This window comes from Thalassospira xianhensis MCCC 1A02616, from assembly GCF_003326475.1.
Classification (GTDB): domain Bacteria; phylum Pseudomonadota; class Alphaproteobacteria; order Rhodospirillales; family Thalassospiraceae; genus Thalassospira; species Thalassospira xianhensis.
In genome coordinates, this window is the sequence record NZ_JPWA01000025.1 from 60,423 (window position 1) to 70,333 (window position 9,911).

A 9,911-nucleotide genomic window follows, 5' to 3' on the forward strand; every position below is an offset into this window, starting at 1 on the left:
AGGGGGGGATTGATACCGGCATCATCACAGCATGCGTTACGCTTTATCGTTGGGGGAAGATGAAGCGTTGTCAGCTTTACCACCGACATCATTTTTGTCGCTGGTATCGTCCTTTTTCATCTTTTCAAGCTCGGAGGCGAGCCGGTAATCACCTGAGGCCACATAGCCTTCCATCGAACCGGTCCGACGTTCGAGATCATCGAATTTCTCGCGAAGCTCATCCATCCAGGGCTCTTCAAAGTCAACCCCCATGGTCGGACGTTCTTCTGCTGCACCGGCAAGCGTGGCCGAAGCGTTATATGAACCGGGGCGACCGGCACCGCGGAATTTGCCGCGCAGACCATCAAACCATTCCGGATGATGCACATAGGCCCATGCAAGGGCAAACAGCATCACACCGACAGGGAAGCTGAAAATCAGGATCAGAATGAAGGCGATCAGAACCCCTTTGCGCGGGATACCGAACTTCTCCGCAATCCCGCGTGTTGTCCGGCGAATGACACCACCACATTCCCTGCCATCCTGGTCATGATGCCGGAACCGACATCCGCCATGACGATGTTTCTTGTGACCGCGCTGATAACCGGCACCGGCAGCAGCTTGCTGTGCAGTCATATCCTGTTCCTCCATTCGGCAACCTCGGCATCCAACAGGCGTTCAAGTGTTTCGACACGATTTTCAAGGCGTTCTGCCCGGCCTTTCAGCATGGCGACGATTTCCTTTTCCTTCGCCACCTGTTCCGGACTGGATTTTTGCTGTTCGGCTTTCATCCGTTTCCAGAGTGTTATGTAGTGAAACACAACCCATACCGGACCGACAACGACAACAAACACAATTAGCGGTACAGCAATCGCCCACATTTCAGTCAGCTCAACCTTTGTCGCAGCTTATCGCATCGAAACACGCAAACCGCTGATTATTTGTCTTTTTTGACCCGAGCCTTAAGCTCTTTCAGATCGTCCTCGATCCCGAGCTCGGCTTCAAGATCATCGAACTGCTCTTCAAGGCTCTGCCCGCGACCAAGGTCCCAGGAGTCCGCGCCGGCTTCAAGCTCGTCAATGCGACGCTCCATCTGCTCATAGCGCAGAAGCGCTTCGTCGATCTGACCGGAATGCAGCTTTTCACGCATCTTGACACGCTTTTCGGCGGTCTGCATGCGGATTTCAACTGCACGCTGCTTGCCCTTGGCTTCGTTGAGCTTGTTCTGAAGCTTGTTCAGATCATCATCGAACTTGCCAAGCGTTTCCTCGATCACTTCAAGCTCGCGCTCCAGCACGACACTCTGATCGGCCAGACGGCGACGCGCCATCAACGCACCTTTCGCCAGATCATCACGACCTTTGGAAATGGCAAATTCTGCTTTGCCTTCCCACTCAAGCTGACCGTCATGAAGTTTCTTGAGCTTGCGCTCGACTTCCTTCTTGTCGGCAATCGCCTTGACGGCAGCGGAACGAACTTCGACCAGGGTATCTTCCATTTCCTGGATCATCAATCGAACCATTTTCTCCGGATCTTCGGCACGATCCAGAAGCGAGTTGATATTGGCATTTACGATATCGGACAAACGCGAGAACACGCCCATTGTCTGATCTCCTTAAGAATACGGGGGACGCAAAAATTCTGATCCAACTATTGCAGGCAGCGTGCCAGTTTTATTTTTCAAAAAAATCAATGAGTTAACATATCCTCGCTCTTGGAAAGTTATATTTTTCGCGACTTTAATATCGTTTTTCGATAACGTTTTTCGTGAAATGGATAGTTTGCAGCCAATATTGGGCGAAGACCCCGTTTTTCTGGCCGCCCTTGAACATGTTTCACGTCTGGCGCCGATTGAACGGCCGTGTCTGGTGATCGGCGAACGCGGGTCGGGCAAGGAGCTGATTGCATCACGCCTGCATTATCTGTCCCGACGCTGGGGCGGCCCTCTGATCAAGGTCAATTGCGCAGCCCTGACCGAAAGCCTACTGGATACCGAGCTATTCGGCCACGAGGCCGGCGCGTTTACCGGAGCCACCAAACGCCATGTCGGACGATTTGAACGCGCACATGGCGGCACCATTATTTTGGACGAAATCGCCACCGCCAGCCCCATGGTGCAGGAAAAGCTTCTGCGCGTTGTTGAATACGGTGAAATAGAACGCGTTGGCGGTTCTGACGTAATTGAAGTCGATACCCGCGTGATTGGCGTGACCAATGAAAATCTGCGCGAACTGGCCCATCAGGAAAAATTCCGCGCCGACCTGCTTGATCGCCTTGCCTTTGATGTAATTGCCGTACCGCCACTTCGAGAACGATCCGATGATATTCTGCCGCTTGCCGAACAATTCGCCCTTGAAATGACCAAGCGTCTATCACGTTCCGTTTTTGCCGGCTTTACCCCCGCCGCAGCACGACAGCTTCTGACCCATTCATGGCCGGGCAATGTCCGCGAATTGCGCAACGCGGTTGAACGCAGCCTTTATCTGGCTGAAGATGACGAAAACCCGCTTGGGCGTATCGTACTTGATCCCTTTGCCAACATCTGGTCCGAAACCGGAGCCAAAACCGCCGCCCCAGCCAGGGCTACCCCCCCAAATTCAGGCGACGAAACCGGCTTCGACTTCAAATCAGAAGTCGCAGCCTTCGAAATTCGCCTTCTGGAAAAGGCACTGGCAGACAACGCCAACAATCAGACCGAAGCCGCCAAACAACTTGGCCTAAACTATCATCAATTCCGCCGATTGCTCGACAAACACAAACTGCTTCCCGGAAAATAGGCCCGGAGCACAGGAATGTATCAGCCCCGTACCAAAAATTACTGCAAGTCCGATCCGGCCAAACGCTGGAACCTACCCGACAGGGTCTTTTTTGCCTGCGGTGCATGTCACATTCTCGCACACGCCTTTATTGATCGGCACACAACAAGGACAATGCAGCCACTCTGGCTGCGCCCGTTTGAAGGTTATACTGGCAGCCATATTATCGTCATATGGAACGAGTGGGCGTTTGACTATCATGGTTATAGCAAGCGCACCGACCTAATCGCCCATTATTTCAAGCGGGCGAGACAACGCTGGCCGGGATGGAATGCAGAACTTACCTTGCTGCCTCGTAACGTTCTGATATCGGAGCAAAAATCAAAGGAAATCAAAGGCCTTTGGTTACGCGAACCAGATCAGTTTCTTCACAACGCATTGCCCCGCGCCGAACGCTATCTAGATCGATTTGGCCCGCTACCCGGCATTTAATCGGCCAGCGACCGCGCGATCACCATACGCTGGATGTCGGATGTGCCTTCATAAATCTGGCACACCCGGACATCACGGTAAATCCGTTCGACCGGGAAGTCTTTCAGATAACCATAGCCACCGTGAATCTGGATCGCGGCAGAGCAAACCTGTTCGGCAATTTCGGACGCATAAAGCTTTGCCATGCAGGCCTCGGTCAGGCAGGGCTTGCCATCATCGCGCAACGCTGCTGCACGATGCACCAGCAACCGTGCCGCATCGATTTTGGTCGCCATATCGGCAAGGCGGAATGCCACCGCCTGATGATCAATGATCTTTTTACCGAACGTTTCGCGCTCATTGGCGTAATCGCGCGCAGCTTCGAACGCAGCACGCGCCATGCCGACCGACTGGGCGGCAATACCGATGCGCCCGCCTTCAAGGTTGGCGAGTGCGATCTTGTACCCCTGACCTTCTGCACCCAGCATGTTTTCCGCCGGAACGCGGCATTCAACAAAGGTGATCTGGCAGGTATCCGATGCATTCTGTCCAAGCTTTTCCTCTACCCGTGACACCACATAGCCCGGAGTGTCGGTGGGCACGATAAAGGCGGAAATACCACGTTTGCCTGCATCCGGGTCCGTCACGGCAAACACAATCGCAACATCGCCTTCACTGCCCGATGTGATGAATTGTTTTGAACCGTTCAGAACCCAGTGATCACCGTCGCGCACAGCACGCGTCCGCAAGGAACTGGCATCCGATCCGGCTTGCGGCTCGGTCAGGCAAAATGCGCCAATCTTCTCGCCACGCGCCATCGGGATCAGATATTTTTCTTTCTGATTTTCGGTACCGAATTTCAGGATTGGCATGCAACCAACCGAATTGTGTACCGACATGATGGTCGATGTTGCACCGTCGCCCGCAGCAATTTCTTCTAACGCCAGCGCATAGGCGACATGATCCATGCCCGCCCCGCCATATTCTTCGGGCACGAGCATGCCCAAAAAACCAAGCTCACCCAGCCCGGCAATCGCTTCGGCCGGAAAGGTATGGTGGATATCCCATTTTGCGGCATGAGGTTTGAGTTCATTTTCGGCGAACTCGCGCGCGGTATCGCGCACCATGATTTGATGTTCTTCCAACCGCATGGCGGCCATCCTCCCCATTGGGCGATGCGCCGGCCATGCGATCGGAACAGGTTTGGAACCTATGGATCAGACCAGAGCTTATTCTTCGCCCTGCACAAACTTGTCCTGATCGGCGTCGAAACGCCACAGGATGCCTTCCTTCATGCCGTACCACCAACCATGCAGGTTAAGGTCACCGGCATCGACCCGTTCCTTGATGAACGGGAACGTCATCAGATTTTCGAGCGAATTACGGATCGAATGCCGGGATACCTTATCCACATCCGGCCCGTGATGGAGGCAGCATTTCGCAATGCTGACCCATTCGCCGATAAAGTCACGATCAGGCACCTTGCCCGCGTCACCATGCTCGACCAAAGCCGCCATACCGCCACATCCCGAATGACCAAGAATGACAATATCCTTGACCTTAAGATCGCGAACGGCAAATTCAATCGCCGCTGACGTTCCGTGATAATTCTCGTCAGGCTCATAAGGCGGCACCAGGTTTGCCACGTTACGAACGACGAACATCTCACCCGGTTCGGCATTGGTCAAAATCGCTGGATCAACACGGGAGTCCGAACAGGCAATCAGCAGAACTTCCGGCTTTTGGCCCATATTGACCAAATCTTCTACTCGTTCAGGGCGTTGCTCGTAATACATCGCCTTGAAGCTTTTAAATCCGGCAAGCATCCGGTCGACTGTCGGTTTTGACATCACGCGAATTCCCTCATCCTCGTCAATCACTCTGGCGACAAAATAGGGTGAATTCGCGCAAGTTGGTAGCCCCAATCACTGATTTTTAGGACAACTTTAATCTGGCTCACAAAAGCTCTATGGCGACCGCAGTTGCTTCGCCACCACCAATACAAAGTGATGCCACCCCTTTGGTTCCACCATGGGTTTTAAGTGCATGGATCAAAGTCACCAGCAGACGTGCACCGGTCGCACCAATCGGATGGCCAAGCGCACAGGCACCGCCATGGATATTGACTTTGCCATGGTCAAGGTCGAGATCACGCATGGCGGCCATTGCCACCACAGCAAAGGCTTCGTTGATTTCCCAAAGATCAACGTCATCCTTGGCCCAACCGGTTTTCGCCAGCACTTTTTTAATCGAGTCAATCGGGGCGGTTGTGAACCAGCACGGCTCCTGCGCATGGGTTGCATGCCCCATGATTTTCGCCATAGGTTTCAAACCACGTTTTTCTGCTTCGGACTGGCGCATCATTACCATTGCCGCCGCTCCGTCCGAAATGGATGCCGAATGAGCCGCTGTCACGGTTCCGTCCTTACGGAATGCCGGACGCAAGGTCGGGATTTTTTCCGGTTTCGCTTTGGGCGGCTGTTCATCGGCGAAAATGGTTACATCGCCTTTACGGGCGGTAAATGACACCGGGGCAATTTCCGTATCGAAATGCCCGGCACTCGCCGCATTCTGCGCGCGCGTCAGTGACGTTATCGCGTAATCATCCTGCTGTTCACGGGTAAAGCCATATTTATCAACTGTCGCCTCGGCAAAGGTGCCCATCGAACGACCTTTTTCATAGGCATCCTCAAGCCCATCCAGCGCCATGTGATCATAGACCTCGGTATGACCGTAACGCTGGCCACTACGCATATTGGGCAGAAGGAAGGGTGCATTGGTCATGCTTTCCATACCACCAACGACCATGACATCGGCACTGCCAGCACGCAAAATATCATGGGCAAACATCACGGCTTTCATACCCGATCCGCACATCTTGTTGATCGTGGTTGCACCGGCAGAACGCGGAATACCCGCCTTCCATGCCGCCTGACGCGCCGGGGCCTGCCCCTGACCGGCAGGCAGAACGTTACCCATGATGACTTCGTCGACATCGTCGGCAGAAACACCGCCACGTTCGAGTGCTGCCTTGATGGCAACGCCGCCGAGTTCGGATGCAGTGACGGTTGCGAAGTCACCCTGCATGCCCCCCATCGGGGTACGGGCGCAGGAAACGATAACGATGGGATCTGAACTGTTCATAACTTTGGTCCTGTATTCCGAAGTAAGACGCGGGTTAAGCGGTTTCGCCGAAAAGCTCACGACCGATCAACATGCGACGGATTTCACTGGTGCCCGCGCCAATTTCGTAAAGCTTGGCATCGCGCAGCAAACGTCCGGTCGGGTATTCGTTGATATAGCCATTACCGCCCAGCGTCTGAATGGCCTCAAGCGCCATCCAGGTCGCCTTTTCCGCGGCATAAAGGATTACACCGGCCGCATCCTTGCGCGATGTTTCACCTCGATCGCACGCCTTGGCCACTTCGTAAACATAGGCGCGACAAGCATTCATTGTGGTGTACATATCGGCAATCTTGCCCTGCATCAGCTGGAACTCGCCAATCGCCTTACCGAACTGTTTGCGTTCATGGATATAAGGCACGACCACATCCATGCAGGCACGCATGATGCCGGTAGGGCCTGCTGCCAGAACGGCACGCTCATAGTCAAGGCCACTCATCAAAACACGCACACCACCATTCAGGTGACCTAGAATGTTTTCCTCTGGCACTTCACAATCCTGAAACACCAGTTCGCAGGTGTTGGAGCCCCGCATCCCCAGTTTATCGAGCTTCTGCGCCGTCGAGAAACCCTTGAAACCCTTTTCGATAATGAAGGCCGTAATACCCTTGGGCCCGGCATCCATATCCGTTTTGGCATAAACCACCAGCGTATCGGCATCCGGCCCATTGGTGATCCACATTTTGTTACCATTCAGGATGAAACGGTCACCCTTTTTCTCCGCCCGCAATTTCATTGATACCACATCCGAACCAGCACCCGGTTCGCTCATGGCAAGCGCACCGACACGCTCACCACTCATCAGCTTTGGCAGGTACTTTGCCTTTTGTTCGGCATTGGCATTGCGTTTGATCTGATTGACACACAGGTTGGAATGGGCCCCGTATGAAAGCGCAACCGATGCCGATGCGCGGCTGATTTCTTCCATGGCAATCACATGTTCAAGATAGCCAAGGCCTGTGCCGCCATCTTCTTCGGGAACCGTCATACCCAACAGGCCGAGGTCGCCGAACTTGCGCCACAGATCGTTGGGGAATTCATTTTTTTCGTCGATTTCAGCGGCGCGCGGCGCGATTTCGGCCTCGGCGAAGGATGAAACGGTTTCTCGGATCGTCTCTGCGGTCTCGCCGAGATCAAATTTCAATCCGGGAAATTCGAAAAATGCCATGGTAACTATCCTGCCCTGGAGTGGAGTTCTGTTTGTTCACGGATATAAGACCCGCGTGATGGTTTAAGCCGCTGCGTCGCCCAGAAGTTCTGGTGGCAGCTTCATCACTTTCAGTGTCTGAAGCGAAGTCGCACACAGAACCGGTGCACCATCCTTGGAGTCGAAAACATCAATGCGCGTGACAATGATCGACCGACCGCGCGAAACGACTTCGCCCACCGCACGCAGTTCCTGCCCGATACCTGGTGCGACGATATTAAGCTTGTATTCGATGGTCAGCATGCCCTGATCTTCGGCAACAAGGCTCCACCCGGCAAAACCACCCGCAATGTCCGCAAGGCCGGCAATCAGGCCGCCGTGAAAATAGCCGTTATGCTGAATCAGATCGGCGCGTGATGGCACGACAATCTCGACCCGCCCCGGCTTCACGTCGATGACCTCGGCGCCGATCGACAGGTTGTAGGGTTGTTGGCGAAACCGGTGCCGAACTTCAACATCATAGTTCGGATTTTGCGGTTCAAACTGTGCCATCTTGCAGTCCTGCTTTGCCTGTGACTATTCCGGATCCATGCCTGAACCCCGGAAGTAAAAACGGGTTGTGATGCAACTCTGTTGTAGTTAACGTTTACGTTAACGTCAAATTAAATCCGCATAACTATACCGGTTTATAAGCACAAGCAGGCCAACGCCAATTTTGATCGCTCATCCAGACAACAGGGATCAGTTTGTGCTGGTGCTCCAGCGGGCGATGCTGGCTTCGAGCATGTCGGTCATCACGTCGTCGGTCACCAGCTTGAACAAGGCTTGCGCGATCCGGCCGCGCAATGCACCGGTATTGCATGGCGACTTGTGTGACATGGTCAGATACAGGCTTTCCTCACTGACCGGGACATCGTAACTGCGAATGCCGTCAATATTTTCCCGCGCGGCAAAAGCTTTGCCGGGAAATTCTTCATAAATCAGGTATTCGCCACGATCACGATCCAGCATCTTCAGGCCCTGCTCCAGACTTGGGACTTCGCGGATCGTCAGGTTTTGGGCCGCATAGGTATCGAACCCCTGACCAAAACTGTTATTGATCACGGTAAGACCCTCAAGCCCGCGAAGGTCCGACCACTGGCGATAATTGATATCGATATTGTCCTTGGTCCAAATGACAGTGCGCGTTCCCTGAAATGCGGGATAAAAATAATCCATGTATTCGAGCCGCGGAACGGTGAAGAAAGCCCCGGCAATCATATCGATGCCGCCTTCGCGCATGTGCTGCTGCACGCGCCCCCAACTACCGGCATTGATCACTTCAATGGTAATGCCCGCAGCGTCGCCAACCCGCTGCAGGAATTCAGCAGCCGCACCAATCAGATGACCACTGCCATCGTCAGCCGGCCAAAGATAAGGCGGGTAATCCGGATTTCCCGATGCAATGAGATGATTGCAATCCCGCGCACCATCATTATCAACAGCCAAATTCAGTGAGGCGTCCTTGGCATACGCAATGTCTGCTGCGATCAAACCAGCAACGCAAATGGACGCCAAATACCCTGTCCGGGTCATCAAATGCATATCCACCACTCTCCAACTGCATCGCTAATCGCGCAGCGTCGATTATTTTATGCGTTATGTAAGAAGGCACACGATCATATTCACCACTTGGCATGTATTTTTTCGCACATTACCACAATCACGCACCAACTGCTGGATGATACTGAAACCAAAGAAGCCCCCGCAAAGCGGAGGCTTCCTCGAAAATCTTCAGATTTCCCGGATATTCCAGCCAGAGCCGGAAAGGGAAAATACCTTAGGCGGAACGGCGTTTCATGCCCTGATTGCCACCACGAGCTTCACCACGGCCACCTTCGGCACGGCGCGGACGATCGCTGAAATCACGACCGCGGGTATCGCGATCACGGTTTTTGAAACCACGTTCACCGCGCGGTTTGTCAGCAAAACGACGCTCGCCATCACGTGCCGGTGCACCTTCGCCACGCGGGCGGAAGTTGGTGCCACGATCCGGGCGCTCGGTGCGATCCGAACGCTCTGCACGATCCGGACGCTGATCGGCGGCAGCGCGGTCAAAGCGCGGCTTGCGATCAAAACGATCGCCACCCCGGTCATTCCGATCCGAACGCGCCGGACGATCACCACCGCGATCACCACGCGGCTGATCTGACTGGCCAAAACGACGACCGCCATCACGACCACCGTCACGGTCGCCACCAAAAGCACGACCGCCTTCGCGATCACCTTCGAAACGGCGCGCACCATCACGGTCACCTTCGGCACGACGTGGGCCACCGAATGAACGGGCACCGTCTCGGCCACCGCCAAATCCTCCGCGACCACCGTCACGACCA

Annotated in this window: 11 protein-coding genes and 1 pseudogene; 2 read left to right on the forward strand and 10 right to left on the reverse strand. The window is 54.3% G+C overall.

The window, feature by feature from the left end; all coding sequences use genetic code 11:
- Window positions 1–36 precede the first annotated feature (36 nt).
- Genes TH5_RS18075 through pspA form a run of 3 tightly spaced genes read right to left on the reverse strand, consistent with a single transcriptional unit; the run spans window position 37 to window position 1,582 of the window.
- On the reverse strand, window positions 37–615 hold the full coding sequence (locus tag TH5_RS18075) for a PspC domain-containing protein (protein ID WP_114123030.1): 579 nt from the start codon (window positions 613–615) through the stop codon (window positions 37–39).
- Complete coding sequence (gene pspB / locus TH5_RS18080) at window positions 612–860, reverse strand: envelope stress response membrane protein PspB (RefSeq protein WP_097051635.1); 249 nt, start codon at window positions 858–860, stop codon at window positions 612–614. Before pspB ends, TH5_RS18075 begins: the two co-directional genes overlap by 4 nt.
- Window positions 861–916: 56 nt before the next feature.
- Entirely contained in the window at window positions 917–1,582 is a 666-nt protein-coding gene (gene pspA, locus TH5_RS18085) for a phage shock protein PspA (RefSeq protein ID WP_097051636.1), read from the reverse strand.
- Between the two features lie 169 nt (window positions 1,583–1,751).
- Here pspA and pspF point away from each other — a divergent pair, with 169 nt between their 5' ends.
- Together pspF and TH5_RS18095 are read left to right on the forward strand one after the other, a co-directional pair.
- Window positions 1,752–2,756, forward strand: a complete 1,005-nt coding sequence (gene pspF / locus TH5_RS18090; RefSeq protein WP_114123020.1) for a phage shock protein operon transcriptional activator — start codon at window positions 1,752–1,754, stop codon at window positions 2,754–2,756.
- A gap of 15 nt (window positions 2,757–2,771) precedes the next feature.
- Complete coding sequence (locus TH5_RS18095) at window positions 2,772–3,227, forward strand: hypothetical protein (protein ID WP_114123021.1); 456 nt, start codon at window positions 2,772–2,774, stop codon at window positions 3,225–3,227.
- On the opposite strand, the gene TH5_RS18100 is transcribed toward TH5_RS18095, so the two are convergent.
- The 7 genes and pseudogenes from TH5_RS18100 to TH5_RS18130 all read right to left on the reverse strand — a co-directional run.
- Window positions 3,224–4,357, reverse strand: a complete 1,134-nt coding sequence (locus TH5_RS18100) for an acyl-CoA dehydrogenase (RefSeq protein WP_114123031.1) — start codon at window positions 4,355–4,357, stop codon at window positions 3,224–3,226. The genes TH5_RS18095 and TH5_RS18100 overlap by 4 nt on opposite strands.
- 78 nt (window positions 4,358–4,435) lie before the next feature.
- Window positions 4,436–5,056 (reverse strand): carbonic anhydrase, encoded by a 621-nt coding sequence (locus TH5_RS18105; RefSeq protein WP_097051639.1) that lies wholly within the window; start codon window positions 5,054–5,056, stop codon window positions 4,436–4,438.
- Window positions 5,057–5,162: 106 nt separating this feature from the next.
- Window positions 5,163–6,350: an acetyl-CoA C-acyltransferase gene (locus TH5_RS18110; RefSeq protein ID WP_114123022.1), complete on the reverse strand. Its 1,188-nt coding sequence runs from the start codon at window positions 6,348–6,350 to the stop codon at window positions 5,163–5,165.
- A gap of 34 nt (window positions 6,351–6,384) precedes the next feature.
- Window positions 6,385–7,557 (reverse strand): isovaleryl-CoA dehydrogenase, encoded by a 1,173-nt coding sequence (locus TH5_RS18115; protein ID WP_114123023.1) that lies wholly within the window; start codon window positions 7,555–7,557, stop codon window positions 6,385–6,387.
- Window positions 7,558–7,620: 63 nt separating this feature from the next.
- Window positions 7,621–8,088, reverse strand: coding sequence for a PaaI family thioesterase (locus TH5_RS18120; RefSeq protein WP_114123024.1), 468 nt, complete (start codon window positions 8,086–8,088; stop codon window positions 7,621–7,623).
- Between the two features lie 189 nt (window positions 8,089–8,277).
- Window positions 8,278–9,111 carry a substrate-binding periplasmic protein gene (locus TH5_RS18125; RefSeq protein WP_244204968.1) on the reverse strand — a complete coding sequence of 278 codons (834 nt, stop codon included), beginning with the start codon at window positions 9,109–9,111 and terminating at the stop codon, window positions 8,278–8,280.
- 244 nt (window positions 9,112–9,355) lie between these two features.
- Window positions 9,356–9,911, reverse strand: a pseudogene (locus TH5_RS18130) (DEAD/DEAH box helicase); the annotation flags it as partial.

What these genes read in the sequence shown, in the direction of transcription:
- TH5_RS18075 (WP_114123030.1), bottom strand. Translation starts at nt 615, where the DNA reads ATGACTGCACAGCAAGCTGCTGCCGGTGCCGGTTATCAGCGCGGTCAC.
- TH5_RS18115 (WP_114123023.1), bottom strand. Translation starts at nt 7,557, where the DNA reads ATGGCATTTTTCGAATTTCCCGGATTGAAATTTGATCTCGGCGAGACC.
- TH5_RS18125 (WP_244204968.1), bottom strand. Translation starts at nt 9,111, where the DNA reads ATGACCCGGACAGGGTATTTGGCGTCCATTTGCGTTGCTGGTTTGATC.
- pspB (WP_097051635.1), bottom strand. Translation starts at nt 860, where the DNA reads ATGTGGGCGATTGCTGTACCGCTAATTGTGTTTGTTGTCGTTGTCGGT.
- TH5_RS18120 (WP_114123024.1), bottom strand. Translation starts at nt 8,088, where the DNA reads ATGGCACAGTTTGAACCGCAAAATCCGAACTATGATGTTGAAGTTCGG.
- TH5_RS18100 (WP_114123031.1), bottom strand. Translation starts at nt 4,357, where the DNA reads ATGCGGTTGGAAGAACATCAAATCATGGTGCGCGATACCGCGCGCGAG.
- TH5_RS18110 (WP_114123022.1), bottom strand. Translation starts at nt 6,350, where the DNA reads ATGAACAGTTCAGATCCCATCGTTATCGTTTCCTGCGCCCGTACCCCG.
- pspA (WP_097051636.1), bottom strand. Translation starts at nt 1,582, where the DNA reads ATGGGCGTGTTCTCGCGTTTGTCCGATATCGTAAATGCCAATATCAAC.
- pspF (WP_114123020.1), top strand. Translation starts at nt 1,752, where the DNA reads ATGGATAGTTTGCAGCCAATATTGGGCGAAGACCCCGTTTTTCTGGCC.
- TH5_RS18095 (WP_114123021.1), top strand. Translation starts at nt 2,772, where the DNA reads ATGTATCAGCCCCGTACCAAAAATTACTGCAAGTCCGATCCGGCCAAA.
- TH5_RS18105 (WP_097051639.1), bottom strand. Translation starts at nt 5,056, where the DNA reads ATGTCAAAACCGACAGTCGACCGGATGCTTGCCGGATTTAAAAGCTTC.